The organism is Runella aurantiaca, assembly GCF_003339505.1.
Lineage (GTDB): Bacteria > Bacteroidota > Bacteroidia > Cytophagales > Spirosomataceae > Runella > Runella aurantiaca.
This window is the reverse complement of the sequence record NZ_QPIW01000020.1, coordinates 101,071-122,315: the sequence shown is the minus strand read 5'-3', so window position 1 is coordinate 122,315 and position 21,245 is coordinate 101,071. Positions and strand designations below refer to the sequence as shown.

General features: G+C 43.8%; 15 protein-coding genes, 1 tRNA gene and 1 pseudogene. 10 read left to right on the top strand and 7 right to left on the bottom strand.

Annotation, left to right across the window (positions count from 1 at the left end; genetic code table 11):
• Positions 1-299 (bottom strand): annotated as a pseudogene (locus DVG78_RS30405) (IS982 family transposase); the annotation flags it as partial.
• A 147-nt stretch (positions 300-446) separates the two neighbouring features.
• Between DVG78_RS30405 and DVG78_RS20995 the strand changes: the two are divergent.
• Complete coding sequence (locus DVG78_RS20995) at positions 447-2,486, top strand: OPT family oligopeptide transporter (RefSeq protein ID WP_114463001.1); 2,040 nt, start codon at positions 447-449, stop codon at positions 2,484-2,486.
• A 67-nt stretch (positions 2,487-2,553) separates the two neighbouring features.
• On the opposite strand, the gene DVG78_RS20990 is transcribed toward DVG78_RS20995, so the two are convergent.
• The 6 genes from DVG78_RS20990 to DVG78_RS20965 form a co-directional block, all read right to left on the bottom strand.
• The gene (locus tag DVG78_RS20990) at positions 2,554-5,616 is read right to left on the bottom strand and encodes an efflux RND transporter permease subunit (protein ID WP_114463000.1); all 3,063 of its coding nucleotides are present in this window, start codon (positions 5,614-5,616) and stop codon (positions 2,554-2,556) included.
• 15 nt (positions 5,617-5,631) lie between these two features.
• Positions 5,632-6,675, bottom strand: coding sequence for an efflux RND transporter periplasmic adaptor subunit (locus DVG78_RS20985; protein ID WP_114462999.1), 1,044 nt, complete (start codon positions 6,673-6,675; stop codon positions 5,632-5,634).
• 47 nt (positions 6,676-6,722) lie between these two features.
• Positions 6,723-8,051 carry a TolC family protein gene (locus DVG78_RS20980; protein WP_229598285.1) on the bottom strand — a complete coding sequence of 443 codons (1,329 nt, stop codon included), beginning with the start codon at positions 8,049-8,051 and terminating at the stop codon, positions 6,723-6,725.
• Positions 8,052-8,115: 64 nt separating this feature from the next.
• Positions 8,116-8,466, bottom strand: coding sequence for a DUF4260 domain-containing protein (locus tag DVG78_RS20975; protein WP_114462997.1), 351 nt, complete (start codon positions 8,464-8,466; stop codon positions 8,116-8,118).
• A gap of 19 nt (positions 8,467-8,485) precedes the next feature.
• Positions 8,486-8,917, bottom strand: a complete 432-nt coding sequence (locus DVG78_RS20970; protein WP_158550067.1) for a DUF3995 domain-containing protein — start codon at positions 8,915-8,917, stop codon at positions 8,486-8,488.
• A 23-nt stretch (positions 8,918-8,940) separates the two neighbouring features.
• A complete protein-coding gene (locus DVG78_RS20965) occupies positions 8,941-9,558 on the bottom strand; it encodes a TetR/AcrR family transcriptional regulator (protein ID WP_114066994.1) in 618 nt (205 codons plus the stop codon).
• A gap of 282 nt (positions 9,559-9,840) precedes the next feature.
• Here DVG78_RS20965 and DVG78_RS20960 point away from each other — a divergent pair, with 282 nt between their 5' ends.
• The 9 genes from DVG78_RS20960 to DVG78_RS20920 all read left to right on the top strand — a co-directional run bounded on the left by DVG78_RS20960 (position 9,841) and on the right by DVG78_RS20920 (position 21,231).
• Entirely contained in the window at positions 9,841-10,353 is a 513-nt protein-coding gene (locus tag DVG78_RS20960) for an HNH endonuclease (RefSeq protein ID WP_114462995.1), read from the top strand.
• 130 nt (positions 10,354-10,483) lie between these two features.
• The gene (gene rpsA, locus DVG78_RS20955; protein ID WP_114462994.1) at positions 10,484-12,301 is read left to right on the top strand and encodes a 30S ribosomal protein S1; all 1,818 of its coding nucleotides are present in this window, start codon (positions 10,484-10,486) and stop codon (positions 12,299-12,301) included.
• A gap of 94 nt (positions 12,302-12,395) precedes the next feature.
• Positions 12,396-12,466, top strand: a tRNA-Cys gene (locus DVG78_RS20950).
• 269 nt (positions 12,467-12,735) lie between these two features.
• Positions 12,736-13,962, top strand: coding sequence for a c-type cytochrome (locus DVG78_RS20945; protein ID WP_114463004.1), 1,227 nt, complete (start codon positions 12,736-12,738; stop codon positions 13,960-13,962).
• A 25-nt stretch (positions 13,963-13,987) separates the two neighbouring features.
• Positions 13,988-17,098, top strand: a complete 3,111-nt coding sequence (locus DVG78_RS20940) for a TAT-variant-translocated molybdopterin oxidoreductase (RefSeq protein WP_114462993.1) — start codon at positions 13,988-13,990, stop codon at positions 17,096-17,098.
• 93 nt (positions 17,099-17,191) lie between these two features.
• Entirely contained in the window at positions 17,192-18,619 is a 1,428-nt protein-coding gene (nrfD, locus tag DVG78_RS20935; protein WP_114462992.1) for an NrfD/PsrC family molybdoenzyme membrane anchor subunit, read from the top strand.
• 70 nt (positions 18,620-18,689) lie between these two features.
• Positions 18,690-19,217 carry a DUF3341 domain-containing protein gene (locus DVG78_RS20930; RefSeq protein WP_114066989.1) on the top strand — a complete coding sequence of 176 codons (528 nt, stop codon included), beginning with the start codon at positions 18,690-18,692 and terminating at the stop codon, positions 19,215-19,217.
• 15 nt (positions 19,218-19,232) lie between these two features.
• Complete coding sequence (locus tag DVG78_RS20925) at positions 19,233-19,823, top strand: c-type cytochrome (protein ID WP_114462991.1); 591 nt, start codon at positions 19,233-19,235, stop codon at positions 19,821-19,823.
• Between the two features lie 103 nt (positions 19,824-19,926).
• Entirely contained in the window at positions 19,927-21,231 is a 1,305-nt protein-coding gene (locus tag DVG78_RS20920; RefSeq protein ID WP_114066987.1) for a quinol:cytochrome C oxidoreductase, read from the top strand.
• Positions 21,232-21,245 lie beyond the last annotated feature (14 nt).

The window sequence follows — 21,245 nt, the reverse complement described above, 5'->3', positions numbered from 1 at the left end:
AGGAACAACCCTGGTAACAGCCGAGGCATTCGAGCCACAAAGCGCTCATAGCTTATCAAAGTTGGGAAATAACTGCTTAACTGAGCCTGTACCCAATCTTGATAGTAGTAGCGAAAACATTTTGAGCCGGAGTAGTGATAGAAGATTACAATGGTTAACATTTCGCTGTCACTTAATTCACTTGAACGAGTTTTAACAAGTCTACCCTCTTGAAGTTGCCATTGGGTAAGCGCCTTACAAAAATCATCACAGACGATGAATAGTTCGATGAGTTTTAATGCTTTAGATTCGCAGAGCATAGGAGTAGGAAAAAGTTAATTTGTGAGGTAGCACCACAAATATCTTTATTACTAAGCTTCTATGCTCTCATTATCAAATATTTATAAATCTGTCATCCATAATTCACGTTATTTAGTGCCAAACATACCTCCCTAAACCTTCACTTCATGGAAATCAAAGACTTCAAACCCTACGTGTCCAACGAGCAAAACATGGCCGAGTTTACGGTAAAGTCGGTCGTGGTGGGCATTCTTTTCGGTGTTTTATTTGGTGCAGCCACGGTCTATTTGTCGCTCAAAGCTGGGCTTTCGGTGTCGGCTTCTATCCCGATAGCGGTCTTGGCGATTTCGCTCGGTCGCAAGTATTTGGGCACCACCATTCTGGAAAATAACATTATTCAAACCACGGGTTCGGCGGGCGAATCCATCGCGTCGGGCGTGGTATTTACCTTGCCCGGTTTTCTTTTTTTATCCACTACCGAAGAAGGGAAAAGCATCGGAGCCGATTTTTTCAACTATTGGACAATTTTAACGTTGGCCATTTTGGGCGGAATTTTGGGGACATTGATGATGATTCCGTTGCGGCGTTCGCTGATTGTGCAAGAACACGGCACTCTTCCATACCCCGAAGGAACCGCCTGCGGCTCGGTGCTGATTGCGGGCGAAAAAGGCGGCGATTTGGCCAAAACGGCCTATCAGGGCTTGGGACTTGCCATGCTGTATGCATTTTTTCAGAAGATCCTGCACGTAATTGCCGAAGTGCCTCGAATAGCTTCTGAGCAAGCCAGTAAAATCTTTCCATCGGCGGTGGTCAGCGGTGAAATCACCCCCGAATATTTGGGCGTTGGGTACATCATTGGTTTTCGGATTTCGGCGGTGTTGGTTGGTGGAGGTTTATTGGCTTGGTTAGGATTGATTCCGCTTTTGGCAACACTCGTTCCGGGTGATACCATTGCCGAGCAATTAATCAAACTCGGTTACCTCAAAGACCTGGCTACGTCGGGTGGTCCGGGTGGGTGGAATCCCGCAACGCATAGCTTTAACGATACCGCTTCGGCCATTTATCGCGCATATATTCGCCAAATTGGCGCGGGAGCCGTGGCAGCGGGCGGTTTTATGGCTTTGCTGAAAAGTATTCCCACGATTATTTCTTCGTTTCAGCAAAGCTTGGCTTCAATGAAAGCGGGTAACGAAGGTGCTCGTGTGCGTACAGAGCAGGATTTGTCGTTTAAAGTAGTGATTTTCGGATGCTTGGCGTTGGTGATATTGATGGTCATTTTGCCCCAAATCCCGGGGGATGGTTGGTTGACCAAATTGCTGATTGCCGTTTTGGTGGTGGTGTTTGGCTTTTTCTTTGTCACAGTCGCGAGCCGGATTGTGGGTATTATCGGTTCAAGTTCATCGCCAGTTTCGGGCATGACCATTGCGACTATCATGGCCACTTCGTTGGTATTCATCGGGTTTGGGCTGACGGGTAAATTGTACGAGCCAGCGGTGTTGGTGATTGGCGGAATGATTTGCATCGCGGCGGCCAACGCAGGAAATACATCGCAGGACTTGAAAACGGGATATTTGGTCGGAGCCACGCCCAAGTACCAGCAAATAGCGCTGTTTATCGGAGTTATTGTTTCGTCGTTGGTGATTGGGGCAACGGTCAAGTTGCTCGATACGCCCACGCCCGATTTGGTGGCGCAGGGCATTCAGCACGCCATCGGAACCGATAAATTTCCCGCTCCGCAGGGTACGCTCATGGCAACGCTTATCAAAGGATTATTGTCGTTTAATTTGGATTGGCAGTTTGTATTGGTGGGCGTTTTTACGGCCATTACCATCGAAATAATGGGTGTTAATGCACTATCGTTTGCCGTAGGCCTGTACCTGCCTCTTTCGACGACCTTACCTATTTTTGCGGGTGGTTGCGTAAAAGCCTTTGTGAATTGGAATGCCAAACGCAAAGGCATCGAAGAAGAAGACCCTGATTTGGGAAAAGGAAATCTCTTTTCAACGGGCTTGGTGGCAGGTGGTGCTTTGGCAGGTGTAATTGTAGCTTTACTTTCGGTCAATGATTCTATTTTCAATGCCTTGGCTAAAATTAATCTTGAACCCGTTTTGGCATCCGTTATCGGTGAAGGCGGTTATCAACTCTTGGGGGCGGTCATGTTTGCGGCGATGGGAACGGTGCTGTATCGGGTGGCAATGAAGCGATAGAAATGAATGTAGAAAACAAAAAGCCCCGGCTGATGAATTCAAGCGGGGCTTTTTGTTGGAGATAGTTTTAACTTTCAACTTCCTGATTTTTTACTTCTACTCTAGGTGGAATCAGGCGGTACAATACGGGCGTAACGATGCGCGAAAGTAAGGTTGAACTGATGAGTCCGCCGATCAAAACCCACGCCAACGGTGAATAAAGCGGGTTTCCTTCAATGGCCAAAGGAATTAGTCCCCCAATGGCCGTTAGTGAGGTAAGTACGATAGGCACAAAGCGAATCTCGCCCGCTTCTTGAATGGCCTCAATCAACGGAACGCCTTCTTCGCGGAGTTGATTAGTGAAATCAACAAGCAAAATCGAGTTTTTGACCTCAATCCCTATCAAGGCAATAAGCCCAATCACGGCCACAAACGAGAGCGGATAGCCTACAATCCACAGCATCGTAAAAGCCCCAATGATACCCAACGGAATGACCGAAAGCACAATCAATGAACTCTTAAAATTGCCGAATTCCAAAATTAAAACCCCCAGAAATCCGAAAGCGGTGATAAGAATGATGGTTCCTAAGCCACCGAACGATTTTTGACGAGCTTCTAGCTCTCCAGCTGCCACGTAGCTAAAATCGTTAGGGAATTTGTATTTATCCAGTTTCGTAATGATGTCTTTGTACACATTGTCAACCAAATAACCGCTTTTTACAAAGGCCGAAATCGTGACAAAACGGTCGCGGTCGTAGTGCCGGATTTGATTGGTTGAAGTTTCAAACTGAATATCCGCCACCTGACGCAATGGAATTGCCGACCCAGTTAAGGTATTCACGTACAGATTATTCAAGATGGCAGGGGTAGTTGTTTTTCCTTTTGGAAGAGTAACGTTAATCCCGTAATCATCGCCGCTTTCATCTTTGAAGGTTCCTATATTCAATCCAGCAATCGCCAAACGAACGGTACGGTTGATGTCGGCGACCGATATTCCCAACAATCCCGCTTTTTCTTTATTGATTTTTACCCGTAAGTCGGTACGGCGCGTGGTCAGGGGATTTTTAACGTAAATCGTGCCCGGCGTTTCTTTTAAGACTTTCTCTACGTCGGCGGCCACACTGCGAAGTTTTTCCAAATCCTCACCCATGACCCGAATCGCTACGGGTGCTTCGGTGTTGGGCCCTTGCTCAAAATCCACTACTTCAACGTTGGCATTGGGCACGTAGCGTAGGCGGTCACGTAGTTGGTCAATGATTTTTTCTTTTTCAGGTGGATGAATTTCATCCTGTAACTGTACAAATACCTCCGCGTAGTTGCTTGATTCTGAGCGTTCAATGACGTTGTAGTACATTCGTGGGTTGCCACGCCCGACGCTCGTAGAGAAAAATTTCACTTCGTTAATACGCTTCAATTCATTTTCTACGGTACGGGCCACGCGATTGGTTTCGTTTAGGCTACTGCCTTCGGGCGTTTCCAACGTAATTCTGAACATGGGTTTCTCCGATTTTGGAAACAACCCAAAGCCGATGATTTTGGGAATGTATAACGACATCCCGAATAATAATCCCGCAAACAAAAGCGTAGGAAGCGGATGGCGCAACGCCCAGTTTAGCAACTTACTGTACGAACCAGAAATGACTTTTTTCAACGCTCTCAGAAAGATGTTTCCTTCGGGGTTATGGCTGTTTTCCAACAAACGACTACTCAAAAAGGGAACAATCGTGAGCGAAACTACCATCGAAGCCAAAATCGTCATGGCAACAGCCATGGGCAAACTTCGGATAAAATCTCCTGAGGCTTCGGGTAAAAACAACAGCGGTAAAAAGGCCAAAATTAGCGTAACGGTACAACCAATTACGGCCAATGTGATTTGTTTGGTGGCTTTGACGGCGGCTTCGCGTTTTGAAAAACCATCGCGCATCCAGCGCTCTATGTTTTCGACGACCACAATGGAGTCATCCACCAATATCCCCAACGCCACAATCAACCCTACTACGCTCAATTGATTGATGCTATAGCCTAGATAATCGACGGCAGTGAGACCGATGGCCAAGGAAAGCGGAATCGAAATCATGACGACCACCGCCGCTCGCAGCCCAAGGGGGAGGAGCGTAAGCGCCACGAGCAGAATGGCAATGCCGAAGTCTTTGGCAAAGCGGCCCAAACGACGGTCAACACTCACCGATTGGTCAAAATATTTGACCATTTTGATGTGCTTGGGCATTGTTTTCTCAAATTCGGTCAAACTTGCATTAAGTACTTTTCCCGTTTCTGTGATATTTTTACCCGTTTTTTGGGCCGCCGCTACCAAAACCGCCCGCCGCCCGTTGAGGCGGGTAAGGTTGGTTTCTTCTTCATAATTGAAATCAACGTCGGCGATGTCTCTCAGGTAAATAATCTTCTGACCGTTGGTGGACACAATCGTGTTGCGCATTTGTTCCAACGACTCATAATCGCCGCTGGTCTTGACGTTGAATCGCCGGGCACCTTCTTGCACGCTGCCCGCAGGAATGTTGAGGTTTTCGGCCTGCAATGCTCCCAATACCCGATTGATGGCGATGCCTTCTTGCGCCATTTTCTCGACGTTGAGCGAAACGCGTACGTTTTCTTTCGGAAAACCGTAATCTTTTACGCTCCGTAAGTCTTTGATTTTCTCCAATGTCTTCCGTAGTTTTTCGGAATAATCGGCCATTTCTTTGTACGAAGCTACCTCCGAAACCAAGGCTACCTGAACAATATTGACCAAGCCGGGGTCGAATTGGAAATAACGAATATCAAAAATATCAGTAGGTAAAATGCTACGCATGGAATTTACTTCGCGGGCAATCTCCTGCTTTTTTTCATCATTATCGACGGCGTATTCGTATTCCAACATAAATACGGCGAGCCCGTCGTCGATGGTGGTACGGATATTTTTAACGTCTTTGAGTTCATTGAGGCGTTTTTCGACGGGGTCAACGACCAATTCCTCCATGTCTTTGGGGTCGGTACCGGGATAAATCACCGTAATCACAAACGTAGGAGCCTCAAACGTAGGGTCTTCGGCGCGGGGCATATTGAAGAGGGAGTTGAGCCCAAGCGCTACCACCCCCACAAACATCACCAGCATAAACTGCCAGTTCTTGACGGAAAATTCTGAAAGATTCATCTGTGTAGGTGTGGTCTATTTGATGATTACGTTGGAAGATTCGGTCAGAAAAGCACTTCCTGAGGTGACTACCTCCGTAATGCCTTCCAAGCCATTGGTCACCAGTACTTTATCGCCATCTACAAACCCGATGCGAATGGGCAGTCGTTTCACTTTCTTGCGTGATTCATCCAATACATACACAAAAGCGTCCTGTCCGTTGCCTTCAACAATGGCCTCGATGGGTACCATGATATAATTGCGATTCTGAACGGGTTTAAGCTCTACTTTGGCAAAAAGCCCGGACGCAAATCGTTGGCCATTGGGGTTAATGCGGACCTCAATTTCGTAAAGTTTATTCATGGGGTCGGCGGCAGGAGCTAATTTTGTAACGGTCCCCGTAAACGTTTCGGATGGATAGGCATCCAACGAAACATTTGCTTTGTCGCCTATTTTCAAGCGTGCCCAGTCTTTGTCTGAAACTCCCACGCGCACTACCCAGTCGCTTTGACGATTGGAGGTAATGTAAAAAATAGGGGTTCCAGGTCCAGTTAATTCGCCTTCATTGGCCATTTTTTTGATAACGGCTCCGTCAATCGGGGACGTGATTTGGGCATACGAGCGGTTGAACTGCGCAATTTGAAGGCTTTGTTTTGCTACATCAAAGCCTGTGGTAGCGTTTTGCATTTGTTCGAGCGTAGCGGCGGTGTCTTTGAGCATATTTTCAACGCGTTTAAAATCGCGCTCGGCTTTTTCAACCCCGAATTTAGCCTGACTCACCTGCGCGTCGATTTCGGTCATGTTTAACGACGCCAGCACTTGACCTTTGCGGACTTTTTGCCCTTCCTCTACAAAGATTTTTTGAATAATGCCCCCGATTTTAAACGACAGTTTGGCTTCTTCCGACGAAGCTACCAAACCAGAGGCCCTGATGGATTCGGAGCGAACGGTTTGCGCTACTTTTTCAAGTTTGACAGGAACGACCGTTTCGTCGCTCATGGCGTTGTCGGCTTTTTTTTCTTCCTGTTTTCCGCAGGCTGCAAGCAGAAAAAGGCTAATGATGAATGAGTATTGTTTCATGATTGTATGCGTTATAAAATCATTTTTTAGTTGAGAAGATGGGGCGATTAGTGGGCGGTCACTTTATTCAGCAATGATTCTTTGATTAATACATCAAAACGCGCGAGCGACTGTTGCAACTGAGCCGTTACGACTTCGTTTTGGGCTTTAATCCATTCAATGTAAAGCACATTGTTGTTTCGGTATCGACTGTCAATGACGCTGAAATATTGCGTTGCTTTGTTGACGCCGTCCTGCACCAGTTTTAGATTTTCTCGGGTGGCCTGAAGTTCAAGAAATGCCTGAGTAACTTGCAGTTCAATCTGTTTTTCGACTTCTAGCTTTTTGGTTTTGAGCAATTCGGTCTGAATTTTGGCGCCTTGAATTTTGGATTTGCGTTCGTATCCTTTAAACAAGTCCCAAGTCAATCCGAGTTGGGCCACTCCGTACGCCTGTTGATTGAATGTATAGCCAAATCCCTGAAAACCCGTATTGCCACCTATAAACACCGATGGGCGTTTGGCGGCCTTTTCCTGAAGAGTAATGGCCGTTTTGGACGCTAAAATGGATTGGTCGAGTTGATTTAATTCCTGACGGTTTTGCAGGGCAGATTCACTCAGTTTATCTAAAGATTCATAGGCCGCGGCGGGAATAAGATTCGTTGAGTCAACCACAACCTCTGCGCTCAATTCTCTGTTTAACAGAAAGTTAAAGTAGGCCTTTGCCGTTTCACGGTTTTTGGTTGCTACCGCGAGCTGTTGGTTTAGTTTGCTGATTTCGTATTCAGCGCCAATGACGGCGTCTTTGGTCAGTACGTTATTGTTGACCAATTTCTGATTGAGGCGTACCAGCTCATTGAGCGTTTTTTGTGCATTCCCCAAAATTTTAATGGCTTCCGATGCCTGTAAGTATTGATAATAGGCCCCCTCAATGGTGTGCCGAAGCTCATTTTCGTACACTTTCTTCTTGGCTTCCTGCGCGGTCAGTAGCGTTTTCTGAATCAGGTAATTGTACTGAATTTCAGGGTTGTAAATTGAATACTGAACGGTGATTTTGGTATCGTGAAAGTTGTTGGGAGCTAACAACTCGTCAACGTTTTCAATTTGTGGAAATACACTCGTTTGGGTTAGCTTATTGAGCGTGCTGTATACTGGATTGAGTAAATCGCCGACGGGAAACTGCAATCGACGTCCGCCAGCAGCCAACGAATAGGTAGGCGCAAAAGTGACGCGAGGGTAGAACAAAGCTTTTGCCTGTTGAATATTTTCGAGCACTTTTTGAATTTCCAGATTCTCCTGTTTCAGGGCGAGGTTATTTTTTAATCCTTCCTGAACATATTCCTCCAAAATAGCCGAATGCTGGGCTTGTATGCCAATGCTCATCAGGAGCAGAAACATAGTGAAGTATATCCTTATCATATCTTATAAAATGAACAGTGTTTAGTGAAAGGGTAAAAAAAGGTTATTTTCCAATCCATCCTAAATGAGTATGCTTGAAAGAGTCAGTGTATTTGAGACCATAACCAAAAATACGGTCCATCGCAGAATGGGCGAATAAGATAATTCCTATTAACATCAATGGCGAAGAAGTCAAAGAGAATCCAACCAAAGCAACGCCGATACCCAAGGCTTTGTGGTGCACGAAGTTATAGAGATAGGCCCCGATTCGGGTATTGACTAAGTAGCCTATCATGCTTAGGTCGGGGAGTAATAAAAGGGCAGGAAACCACCACCAAGCATATTCTAGGCGGCTGAACAAAAACACAGCGAGTACAAATTCGCCGATGTCTTCAAAAGTGAGGAGTGTTTTCATGGCTGTTTACAGAGTGATTTTAATAATAATTGATAACGAGAATGATAAAGCTGATGAGCAGGCACAAAGGAGAATAGTAACGAGTATCCATTTGCCCAAATTCGGTCTGTTTTATTTTTTTGAAAAAGCCTACGTATTTGAATTCTCCAATGGCGCGGAGGAAAAAAATAATTGCTATGCCGATTGAAATATATGTAATGACGCTATCAGACAGCAATGAGCTATTTATGAACCCCGCTTTCACTGCAAGAATCCACGCAAAGCAGAGAAGACCTATTCCGACGGCCATTGTTGACAAAGGTCCTGGTGTGAACAAAGGTTTTTGTTGGCTACCGTTTGAGGTCGGAACGGCTAATGTACTCAAGCGACGCCCGCCAAACGCCCAATAAAAGTGAACCGAGGCGATGAATGCAAAAATCAAAATATCAATGAGTGCAAGAATGGGTTTCATTGAATTAAACATTTAGCAATCGGTTACAAAGACGTTTTAATCATTTTGATAAACAATTGAAAAGACTCTTGAATACGTTCTAATTGCTGGTCATCTTTAAACATACTCATTCGATTTTTGAGATAAATCGTGACCAGCCCATGCATATAAGCCCAGATAGTCATGGCCATTATTTCAATATTTGTTTCTTTAAAATAACCCGCCTTTACGCAATCTTCGATGACCAATTTTAGGAGGCCAAACGATTTTAAGCCGTCTTCCCAAATTTCGTCCCGGCACGCAAGTGTTTCCATGGGCGCTTGCATAATGAACATCAAATCGTAGAGTTCGGGATTTTCGATAGCATATTTGATGTATTGGTGCCCCATCTCAATCAGTCGTTCAAAAGGATCACTTATATGGGTCACGGTGATTAATTGCTGCATCATTTTTAAGAATGCTTCTTCGTGCAAGGCAAACAGCAACTCATTTTTGTCTTTGTAGTAGAGATAAATTGTGCCTGGGCTGTACTCAATGGCATCGGCAATGTTACGAATGCTTGTCTTTTCGTAGCCTTGTTCCAAAAATAATTTTCGGGCTGCCTCCAAAATCAGACGCCGCATGTCTTCTTTTTCCCGTTCTTTTCTTTCCTGAATGCCCATAGTTCAATACAAAATACTTAACTTAATATAAACGATGCAAATATAATGAACACTGTTCAGTGTGCAAGAGTCTAACTAAAAAAAATGTTAAACGGTTAAAAAAAAGGATAAAATGAATCGGGACTGTGGAAGTCAAAGAAGAGATAATATTTTGAAAAAGAGTTGATTACATGTAATAGAAAGGGTAAATAAAGATTTTTTAACACAACAAAATGCAAACCCGACAGTTTATTACGATAAATGTTGTAACTTTCGAAAACCTAAAAAACCCTTTGTAACGGTATGGGTAGGAAAGTCTTAATCCTTAACCAAGATTACTCCGCGTTGAGCATTTGCTCCGTTCCGAAAGCCTTCTTGCTTGTATATCTCAACAAGGCTGAATTAGTAGCGGAATCTTCAAACTATTTTTTGCGCACCGTCAGTACGGAATTTCCAATGCCGACGGTCATTCGCCTCCATCGCTATATCCACTTGCCTTACAAAGGCGTAATGATGACGCGGCAAAATATCTTCAAACGTGATGGTCATCAGTGTGTTTATTGCGGTTTGCATGGCGAATTGACTTTGGACCATGTTTTGCCAAAATCGCGCGGTGGGCGTACCAGTTGGGACAATTTGGTGACGGCCTGCAAGCGTTGCAATGCACGCAAAGGCGATTATACCCCAGAAGAAGCGTCGATGCCAATGCGTCATCGCCCCTTCAAACCTTCCTTCATTATGTTTTTACGGGATTATTCTGGCGCTACCGATGATTCGTGGATGCCTTTTCTGTCAAAAAGAGAAAAGGTCTCGTAAAAAAAATTGCTTTTTCCGGTGGGATTTTCTACTTTTGCACTCCGTTTGCAAAGGCAATCGTTTGTTTCACCAAATTTCAGCCATTTTGCCCATTGGCTGATGTACGAGAGGGCAATTTCAAAACTACATTATGAGTAAAGCTCAATTAACTGATTTTGACTGGGACAGAGCCGACAACAGAGGCTTTGGTAGTGGATATTCCGCTTCTGAAAAAGCCCAGTTGGAGCAACTTATCAACGGTACAATCTCTCCCGTTGCCGAAAAAGAGGTAGTAAAAGGAATCGTGGTCGGTATGAATGACCGCGAAGTGATTTTGAACATTGGTTCAAAATCAGACGGTATCGTACCGCGTTCAGAATTCCGTGATTTGACGGACCTGAAAATCGGCGACGAAATTGAAGTATACATTGAAAATCAGGAAGACCCTAACGGACAGTTAGTGCTTTCTCGCAAAAAAGCGAGAGTTATCACTGCTTGGGATAATATTCAAAAATCATTTGATCATGACTTGGTGATTGACGGTTTCGTAAAACGTCGTACCAAAGGTGGTCTTATTGTTGATATTTATAGCATCGAAGCGTTCTTGCCAGGTTCACAAATTGACGTTAAGCCAATTCGTGACTTCGACATCTTCGTCGGCAAGAAAATGGAAGTGAAAGTAGTGAAAATCAATCACGCCAATAACAACGTGGTTGTTTCACACAAAGTATTGATCGAGAAAGACCTCGAAGCACAACGTCAGCAGATTCTTACCAACTTGGAGCGTGGCCAGGTACTCGAAGGAGTAATCAAGAACATGACCAAGTTTGGGGTATTTATCGACCTTGGTGGCGTAGATGGTTTGTTGCACATTACCGACATTTCATGGGGACGTATCAACGATCCTTCAGATTTGTTGCACCTTGACCAAAAAATCAACGTTGTAGTTCTTGACTTCGATGAAGATAAGAAGCGTATTTCATTGGGCATGAAGCAATTGCAGGCTCATCCTTGGGAAGCTCTTTCTCAAGAAATTGAAATCGGTTCACGCGTGAAAGGTAAAGTTGTAAACGTAGCAGATTACGGTGCATTCCTTGAAATCATGCCAGGTGTTGAAGGTTTGATTCACGTTTCAGAAATGTCATGGTCTCAGCACTTGCGCAACCCGCAAGACTTCTTGAAGATTGGTGACGAAGTAGAAGCCGTGGTATTGACCCTTGACCGTAACGAACGCAAAATGTCGCTTGGCTTGAAGCAACTCACCGCTGATCCTTGGACTCGTCAAGAAATCATTGAGAAATATGCAGTAGGTACCGTTCATAAAGGCGTTGTTCGTAACTTAACTAACTTCGGTCTCTTCCTCGAACTCGAAGAAGGTATCGATGGTCTGGTTCACGTATCTGACCTTTCTTGGACCAAGAAAATCAAACACCCAAGTGACTTTATCAAAGTAGGTGAAGAACTTGAAGTAATGGTTCTTGAATTGGATGCTGACAACCGCCGTTTATCTTTGAGCCACAAGCACCTTGAAGAAAATCCTTGGGATACTTTTGAATCGGTATTTGCGGTAGGTTCAGTACATAAGTGTACAATCGTTGCCAAAGGAGATAAAGTTGCAACCCTCGAATTGCCTTACGGTATCGAAGGAGTATGTATCCTTAAAAACTTGGCGAAAGAAGACGGAACCGTCGGAGAAATCGGGGAATCTCTTGATTTCAAAGTAGCTGAATTCTTGAAAGACGAAAAACGTATTGTGCTTTCACATACAAAAACTTGGCAGGAAAAAGAAGAGCCTAAGGTAGAAGAAAAACCAAAAGCTCCTAAAGCCGAAAAACCAAAAGATGCTGAAAAAGCGACTCTAGGTGATTTGGAAGCACTTTCTGCTTTGAAAGAACAAATGGAAGAAGGTGAGAAAAAGAAAAAGGCGGCCGCTACCAAAAAAGTAGCAAAAGAAGCGTCGGCTGAGTAATTTTTCAATCCCTGACTTGCTAAATTGTTAGTTTGTTATGATATTTACGGCTGTAAAAAGTCATAGCAGACTAACAATTTAAAAAACAATAAAAGGTCCTGTGGCCGAGTGGCTAGGCAGAGCTCTGCAAAAGCTCGTACAGCGGTTCGAATCCGCTCGGGACCTCGAAAGTAAAGTGCCTTTTCTCAAAAAAGTACCATTTAGCCATGAACAACTAAACTAGGCTGAATGGTACTTTTTGTTTTTAATTTGCATCATTTTGGATAAAAATAACCCTTGTGGCTATACTTATAGCTAATTTCTAAATTTAATTAGAAAGAATCTAAATAATAGAATTATTGCAAATTAAGAATAGAAATGCTTTGGCACGTATAAATTCGTGCATTACTTTTGTACGGTTAAGAAGTATCATGTTTTTGTTAATTCATACACAAATGGAAATTAGTTTATTCTTAAAAAGAATGCGCAGTGTCACCCAAGCGTTACTGATTGCTTTAATGGCTACGCTTAGCCAACAAGCAACGGCACAGGATGGCGATGCCGCAAGCGGTGAAACGCTTTTCAATAATAACTGTAAGGCTTGTCACTCCGCACAAGATGAAGTAGTGGTAGGCCCAGGTTTAAAAGGTATTCAACAACGCCGTGATTTGGCTTGGCTCGTTAAGTGGGTGAAGAATCCAAACGGGGTAATCCAGAGTGGTGATGAATACGCAGTAGCTTTGTACAACAAATTTAACAAAGCTCAAATGACGGCTTTCCCAGCTTTTGGTGAGAAAGAAGTGAAAGACATTTTGGCGTATGTTGAAAAAGCAAATACAGCCGCAGCTCCAGCTGCAGCTGCCGGTACTGCCGCTGCGGGCGCACCCGCAGGCGAGTCTGCTCCTTCCGATTTGTTTACTTACATCTTGGTTGCTTTATTGATTGTGATGTTGTTGGTACTTGGTGTATTGATGGCAATCGTATCAATCCTGTCTAGAGCCGTGAGTGGCGAAGCTACTGCCTCAGAAGGAACGTCTTTCTCCGACAGACTTCGTGATGGGTTGGTAGGGTTGAGCAAAAACTCGGCGATTCGTAGCGCTACCGTATGGTTCTTTATCCTGATGGTAACCAAAGCAACCGTCGATGGAATGTATGGTGTAGGTATTCAACAGGGATATGCGCCTAAACAACCAATTGCTTTCTCGCACAAACTACACGCAGGCCAGTACAAAATCGATTGTAACTATTGCCATACGGGTGTTAACCGTGGTAAGTCGGCTACAATTCCTTCGGCCAACATTTGTATGAACTGCCACGGCGTGATTAAAAAAGAATCACCCGAAATTCAGAAAATCTACACGGCAATTGAAAAAAATCAGCCAATTGAGTGGGTTCGTATTCATAACCTCCCTGATTTGGCTTACTTCAACCACGCACAACACGTAAATGTAGGTGGGGTGCAGTGCCAACAGTGTCACGGCGAAATTCAAACCATGGAAGTAGTAGAGCAACGTTCTTCACTTACAATGGGATGGTGTATTGACTGCCACCGTAAAACGGAAGTAAATACCAAAGGCAACGCTTACTACGACAAATTGGTGGAATTACACAAAACCAATAGCAAGGAGCCGTTGAAAGTAGCCGATATCGGTGGTTTGGAATGTTCAAAGTGTCACTATTAATCACGTTTCTTATTCATTAATATATATGGAAAACCAAACGAAGAGGTATTGGAAAGGTCTGGAAGAACTTCGGAATGACGAGACTTTTGTAAAAAATGCCCATAACGAATTTGGTAGCTTTGAGGCTAATGATTCTACCCAGTACAAAAGCATCGTTGACGGAATCGGTTCAGATCGTCGTGATTTTTTGAAAGTATTAGGGTTTGGCCTTGCTGCAGTATCATTAGCGGCTTGTGACGCTCCCGTCAAAAAATCAATCCCTTACCTTAACAAGCCAACCGATACGTTCCCATCAATCGCTGATTGGTACGCTTCAACGTATGCTGAAGGTGGAGATTATGCTAGTGTCTTAGTAAAGACGCGTGAAGGCCGTCCCATCAAAATTGAAGGTAACAAGCAATCAAGCGTAAGTAAGGGAGGCGTAAGTGCTCGTGCACACGCTTCTTTGTTGGCTTTATACGATGCCGAGAAATTAAAAGGCCCTAAAAAAGGAGAGGCTGACGCAGAGTGGGATACGGTAGATAAAGAAATCTCGGCTCAGTTGGCTTCAATAGCAGCAAAAGGCGGTCAAATTCGCATCGTTTCTTCTTCTATTTTAAGCCCTTCTACCAAAGCTGTCATTGCTGACTTTACTGCAAAATACCCTACTACCCAGCACATTACTTATGATGTTAACTCGGTAGCTGGGTTGGTAAAAGCCAATGGCGATTCGTTTGGTAAAGCAATCGTTCCTTCGTACGATTTCAGCAAAGCAAAAGTAATCGTAGGGCTTAGCTGCGATTTCTTAGGAAGTTGGATTGCTCCACATGAATATTCTGTTCAATACGTAGCAGGACGCAAATTGAATAGTGGAAAAGGTGGCAAAAAAGATATGTCACGTCACTATCAGTTCGAGACTACTATGTCGTTGACGGGTGCTAATGCTGATTACCGTGCTGCCGTGAAACCCTCACAGGAAGGCTTGGTTGCATTGGCGCTTTACAATAAATTAAGCGGTAAAGGTGGAACCTCTTTAGGTGCTGATGTAGATAAAGTTCTTGATAAAGCCGTTGCCAATTTGAAAGCCGCTCAGGGAGCTGCTTTGGTTGTTTCGGGCTCAAATGATCCTAACGTACAGGTAGTTGTAAATGCTATCAACAGTGCTTTAGGTGCTTATGGCACAAGCATTGATTTAGGAACGCCCGTTTATTACCGTCAGGGAAATGATGTAGCCATGAATGGCTTGATTGATAACGTAAAGGCGGGTTCAATCGGCGCTGTTATTCTGTATGGTTGCAATCCAGTATATGACCATCCTCGCGGAGCTGAATTGAAAGAGGCACTTCCAAAAGTAGAACTATCCGTCTCTTTTGCTGACCGTGCCGACGAAACTTCATCTCTTTGCAAATACATTACGCCAGCTCCTCACTATTTAGAGTCATGGGGTGATGCCGAGCCTAAAGCAGGCTTTTATAGTTTACAACAACCTGCTATTTCACTCATTTATAAAACACGCCAAGCACAGTCAAGTCTGTTGAAATGGTCAGGTGCAAATCCTGATTTTTACACCTATCTTCGTAATTACTGGAAAGCCAATATCCTTGGTGGAGAGAATTTTGAAGGTACTTGGACCAAGGCCTTGCACGATGGTGTTGTAGAAAAAGGTGCTGCTGCCGCCGCTAGTGCAGGTGCAGTAGCTGGTTTGGATGCTGCTATCGCAGCTGTTACTGCTTCATATAAAGCTTCTGCTACGGGACTTGAAGTAGTTCTGTACGAAAAAGTAGGGATGGGAACAGGGGCCCTGGCCAACAACCCATGGTTGCAAGAATTCCCTGAGCCAGTAACAAAAGCATGTTGGGACAACTACGCTAGTGTTTCTCAAAAAACGGCAAAAGAACTCGGTCTTTCACAAGACGATGTTGTTAAGATAGAAGTAAAAGGTAAATCTGTTGAATTGCCAGTATTAATTCAACCAGGTCAAGCCAATGGAACTGTTTCTATTGCTATTGGTTACGGTCGTGAAAAAGCAGGTAAATCAGGTAATGGAGTAGGGGTAAATATGTATCCTTTCATCCAAAACAAAGCAGGTTTTGCTAATTTTAGCGTAGGTGAAGCAACACTGACCAAAACTGGCGATTCACACAAGATTGCTCAAACCCAGACGCACGAAACTGTAATGGGCCGTAGGGCGGTAATGCAGGAAGCACGTTTGGCAGAGTACCAAAAAGATTCGAAAGCGGGCCGTTATTTCCCACACGTATCTACTTCAGAAGGTATAAAGTCGCCGACCGAAATCACACTTTGGGATGGATATCAAAAGCCTAACCACTCATGGGGAATGGCTATTGACCTCAACTCTTGTACGGGTTGTGGTGCTTGCGTAATTAGTTGCCAAGCTGAAAACAACGTTTCTGTTGTAGGACGCCAAGAGGTAATTAACCGTCGCGAAATGCACTGGATTCGTATTGACCGTTATTATTCATCAGATGCTGATGTAATGGACAAGAGCTTGAGTGGTTCGAAAGCATTGGAAATCGCTTCTGACAATCCTGAAGTTGTGTTCCAACCTTTGATGTGTCAGCATTGCGGTAATGCGCCTTGTGAAACGGTTTGTCCAGTATTGGCCACAACCCACAGTACCGAAGGACTCAACCAAATGGCTTATAACCGTTGCGTAGGAACTCGTTATTGTGCAAACAACTGTCCATATAAAGTTCGTCGTTTCAACTGGTTTAAGTACTTTGATAACGATAACTTCGATTTCCATTACAACAACGACCTTGGCAAAATGGTCATTAACCCTGACGTAACCGTTCGTTCACGTGGAGTTATTGAAAAATGCTCAATGTGCGTACAGCGGATTCAAGAAGGTAAGTTAAATGCCAAGAAAGAGCGTCGTCGCCCTGTTGATGGTGAGATTGTAACTGCCTGTGCGCAGTCTTGTCCAACAGAAGCCATTGTTTTTGGGGACATGAATGATCCTGCGAGCAAACTTTCGAAATTGTTGGCTGAAGAAAAAGAAGGCCGTGCTTTCCAAATGTTGGAAGAAATCAACGTGAAACCGCAGATTTCTTACTTAACTAAAATCCGTAACAAGGACGTCGATGCTACAAAAGCAGCGGCTAAGGAAGCACACGCCGAACACGGAGGCCACTAGGATAAGAGGGTTAATTGTTAGGGTAGAAATCCAAAACAATTAACCTCTACATAAAGATTATTAGATAACAATTAACAATTAACTTTCAAAAATATGCACGTTACTTCACCCGTAAGAACCCCTCTCGTAACCGGCGGTAAGACCTACGCCGATGTGACAGAGGATATCTGCAAGCAGGTGGAAGGCAAGCCAACCAAAGAGTGGAAAGTCGCTTTTGTAATTTCATTGGCGGTTTTAGCATACGGTACAGTTTGCTTATTCTGGACCTGGTGGGAAGGTTTGGGCGTTTGGGGCCTAAACAAAACGGTCGGCTGGGCGTGGGACATTACCAACTTCGTATGGTGGGTTGGGATTGGTCACGCGGGTACGTTGATTTCCGCCATTTTGTTATTATTCCGTCAAAAATGGAGAACCTCAATCAACCGTGCAGCAGAAGCGATGACCATCTTCGCCGTTCTTTGTGCCGCCTCATTTATCCTTATGCACATGGGACGTCCTTGGTTGGCTTATTGGGCGTTACCACTTCCTAATACCTTTGGTTCTCTGTGGGTTAACTTTAACTCACCCCTCGTTTGGGACGTATTTGCCATTTCGACGTATTTCTCTGTTTCCTGTTTGTTCTGGTACGTAGGTTTGGTTCCTGACTTGGCTACCATTCGTGACCGTGCTCAAAACAAAGTGTCAAAATATATCTACGGAGTTCTTTCTTTGGGTTGGAACGGTTCGGCACGCACGTGGTCACGTTATGAATACATCAGCTTGATTTTGGCTGGTTTGTCAACTCCTTTGGTACTTTCGGTTCACACCATTGTATCCATGGACTTTGCAACATCGGTTATTCCAGGCTGGCACACAACCATTTTCCCTCCTTACTTTGTGGCTGGTGCAATCTTCTCTGGTTTCGCAATGGTGCAAAACTTGATGCTTGTAACACGGGTTGTGTACAAATTGGAAGATTACATTACGTTTGAGCACATCGAGTCAATGAATAAAATCATTACGTTGACGGGTTCAATCGTCGGTGTAGCGTATTTGACTGAGTTTTTTATTGCTTGGTATTCAGGAGTTGAATATGAAAGCTATGCCTTCTACAACCGTATGGCGGGACCTTACTGGTGGGCTTACTGGGCAATGATGACCTGTAACGTAATTTCTCCTCAGCTCTTTTGGAGCCGGAAAATTCGTCGCAGTGTTAAATGGACGTTTTTCATATCAGTTATCGTAAACATTGGTATGTGGTTTGAGCGTTTCGTAATTATCGTGACCTCACTGCACCGTGATTATATTCCTTCAAGCTGGGCAATGTTTTCGCCAACAATGTTTGACATTGGAGACTACATCTTCTCTTTTGGCTTTTTCTTCACTTGTTTCTTCTTATTCTCTAAATACTTACCAGTTATCAACATGGCGGAAGTAAAAGGAGTTATTAAGTCTACTTCTGAAAAATTGCCATTGAAAGTTTCGGGTGTATCAAAAGCGGAACGTTTGGCTTCACCTGCTTATAAAAAAGACGCAGAATAGTAATGATACAGGCTATTCTGCTTTCATAAGAAATAGCCAAAACCAGTACTTGAATCTAACTGATAAAATAATGGCTGAAATAAATAAGAAATTTTTAGTAGGGGTATATGACGATGAGGATATTGCCCTTGCCGCAGTGAACAAGATTAAAAGCGCAGGCGTAAAAATCTATGAGGTTTACTCTCCGTTTGCAATACACGGCATGGATACGGCAATTGGCCATCCACGCTCTCGCATTGGTATTGCTGCGTTTTGTTTTGGGGTCGTAGGTTTCCTTTGCGCCTTAACACTTACAACTTGGACAATGGGTATCGACTGGCCGATGGTCATCGGGGGAAAAGATCCACTTTCTTACCCCAACTATGTACCAGCAATGTTTGAGTTGACGGTATTGTTTACGGCTTTCGGGATGACATTTACCTTTTTCATCTCCAATGGCCTGGGACCAACCGTAAAACCGCTTTTGTTTGACCCACGTTGTACTGACAACAAGTTTATAATGGCAATCGACCTGAGCAAAAATAAACTTTCGGAAACCGAGATCGAAAGCCTGATCAAAGCTTCGGGAGCAGAAGAAGTGAGTGTTAAACAGTTGTAATGTATTGATACACAAATGAAAAGAATTCATACACTAATAGTAGGGGCTTTTTTTACGGCAGCAACCATGACTTCTTGTCAGCGTAGTCATGATGATACGGGCTGGGAATTTGCCCCTAACATGTACAATTCGGTTGGGTATGAGCCTTATACTCAAATCGAAAAGAATCCAATCAATGCGGATGGTAAAAACATGCGCGAGCCAGTTGCTGGGACAGTTTCCCGTCGTAATTACCAAACAAAATTTGACAGCGCAAGCGTTGATTTAATGGTTTATAACATTGGGAAAGATGATTTAGCTACTGCCGAAGCCGTTTTGAAAAATCCAGTCCCCAACAATGAAAAAACGTTGTCCGAAGGTAAAGCTTTGTACCTGCGTTATTGCCAGCATTGCCACGGTGAAGCAGGGGATGGAGCTGGCCCTGTAGCCGATATGTATAAAGGCGTTCCGAATTATAAAGCAGACGCTTATCTCAATATGAATGATGGTCATATCTTCCACGTGATTACACACGGCAAAGGCCGGATGTGGCCACATGGCTCTCAAGTTACTCCTGAAGAGCGTTGGAAAATAGTTCACTACGTTCATAAATTACAAAAGGGGTAGTTCCAATACGTTAGTTGTTAATTGTTATTCTGAATTAAGATAAACATTAGCAGTTAACAATTAATAATAACAAATAAAACCGATAACGAATAACAATTTTATAATGGGCGCACATCATCACGAAGTTGTTTCGGTAGAAGAGCAATTTGAGTTTACCGCCGAGTCGAAACGTAATCTCCTTATTGGAATGGGTGTAGGTATTGCACTTGTTCTGCTAGGTTCATACCTGTTGTCGCAGGGAGGAGGACATGATGCTCATGCTGCCGCTGGACATGGAGCAGAGCATGACCACGGAGCTCACGGCTACCACTGGACGCAACGTATCATTGCCAATCTATGGCTTAACAGTGTTTATTTTGCGGGTATTTCAATTATTGGAATGTTTTTCATTTCCTATAATTACTTAGCTCAAGCAGGCTGGTCGGCCGTTTTCAAAAGAATTCCAGAAGCTATGCCAGCTTTTTTGCCGATTCCGGCTATTATTATGATTGTCTTGGCCGTGTTTTTTGGCGATAAAATTTATCACTGGATGCACGAAGGAATCATGGATCCCGCCAGTGCAAATTATGATGCCATCATTGCAGGTAAGCAAGGTTTTTTGAATAAGCCTTTTTACATTATTCGCTTGCTGCTTTATTTTGGCCTATGGTACGTACTGTGGCGCATCGTACGTAATCTATCTCTTCGTGAAGATGAAATCGGTGGTCTTGACGGTTACGAAAAATCAATCAAATACGGTACAGCATTCTTGGTCGTATTTGCCGTAACTTCTTCAACTTCAGCGTGGGACTTTGTGATGTCAATTGATACTCACTGGTTTTCTACCATGTTTGGATGGTATACATTGGCAAGCTGGCACGTAGCAGGTTTAGCTACTATGACCTTGACTATCGTTACATTAAAAGAGAGAGGGTATTTGAAAGCGGTAAACGAAAGCCACTTGCACGATTTGGGCAAATTCTGTTTTGCATTCAGTATCTTTTGGACGTACGTTTGGTTTGCTCAATTCTTGTTGATTTACTACGCAAACTTACCCGAAGAAGCTATTTATTATCGTGAGCGCTTTAGCGGTTATGGTGGTATCTACAAAGCTCCATTTTTTATCAATATTTTGTTAAACTTTGTGGCTCCCTTCCTAGTTTTAATGACGAGAGATTCGAAGCGTACCTCTGTCATTTTGAAACTAGCTTGCTGGTCGATTTTGGTAGGTCACTACTTTGACTTCTATACCAACATCATGCCAGGTACAGTAGGAGCAAACGGTGGTTTTGGCGCGGTTGAGTTTGGTTTTGTTCTGTTGTTTGCCTGTGCCTTTATTTGGTCGGTATCAAGTCAATTGACAAAAGCAAATTTGATTCCACGCAATCACCCAATGTTGGAAGAGTCTTTGCACCACGATATTGCGTAACGAATTTAAATTAC

Bases quoted from the DNA above. Each gene is read 5' to 3' on its own strand.
- DVG78_RS20920 (WP_114066987.1), top strand. From the start codon at position 19,927: ATGGGCGCACATCATCACGAAGTTGTTTCGGTAGAAGAGCAATTTGAG.
- DVG78_RS20960 (WP_114462995.1), top strand. From the start codon at position 9,841: ATGGGTAGGAAAGTCTTAATCCTTAACCAAGATTACTCCGCGTTGAGC.
- DVG78_RS20965 (WP_114066994.1), bottom strand. From the start codon at position 9,558: ATGGGCATTCAGGAAAGAAAAGAACGGGAAAAAGAAGACATGCGGCGT.
- DVG78_RS20930 (WP_114066989.1), top strand. From the start codon at position 18,690: ATGGCTGAAATAAATAAGAAATTTTTAGTAGGGGTATATGACGATGAG.
- DVG78_RS20995 (WP_114463001.1), top strand. From the start codon at position 447: ATGGAAATCAAAGACTTCAAACCCTACGTGTCCAACGAGCAAAACATG.
- DVG78_RS20975 (WP_114462997.1), bottom strand. From the start codon at position 8,466: ATGAAAACACTCCTCACTTTTGAAGACATCGGCGAATTTGTACTCGCT.
- DVG78_RS20970 (WP_158550067.1), bottom strand. From the start codon at position 8,917: ATGAAACCCATTCTTGCACTCATTGATATTTTGATTTTTGCATTCATC.
- DVG78_RS20980 (WP_229598285.1), bottom strand. From the start codon at position 8,051: ATGTTTCTGCTCCTGATGAGCATTGGCATACAAGCCCAGCATTCGGCT.
- nrfD (WP_114462992.1), top strand. From the start codon at position 17,192: ATGCACGTTACTTCACCCGTAAGAACCCCTCTCGTAACCGGCGGTAAG.
- DVG78_RS20925 (WP_114462991.1), top strand. From the start codon at position 19,233: ATGAAAAGAATTCATACACTAATAGTAGGGGCTTTTTTTACGGCAGCA.
- DVG78_RS20985 (WP_114462999.1), bottom strand. From the start codon at position 6,675: ATGAAACAATACTCATTCATCATTAGCCTTTTTCTGCTTGCAGCCTGC.
- rpsA (WP_114462994.1), top strand. From the start codon at position 10,484: ATGAGTAAAGCTCAATTAACTGATTTTGACTGGGACAGAGCCGACAAC.
- DVG78_RS20940 (WP_114462993.1), top strand. From the start codon at position 13,988: ATGGAAAACCAAACGAAGAGGTATTGGAAAGGTCTGGAAGAACTTCGG.
- DVG78_RS20990 (WP_114463000.1), bottom strand. From the start codon at position 5,616: ATGAATCTTTCAGAATTTTCCGTCAAGAACTGGCAGTTTATGCTGGTG.
- DVG78_RS20945 (WP_114463004.1), top strand. From the start codon at position 12,736: ATGGAAATTAGTTTATTCTTAAAAAGAATGCGCAGTGTCACCCAAGCG.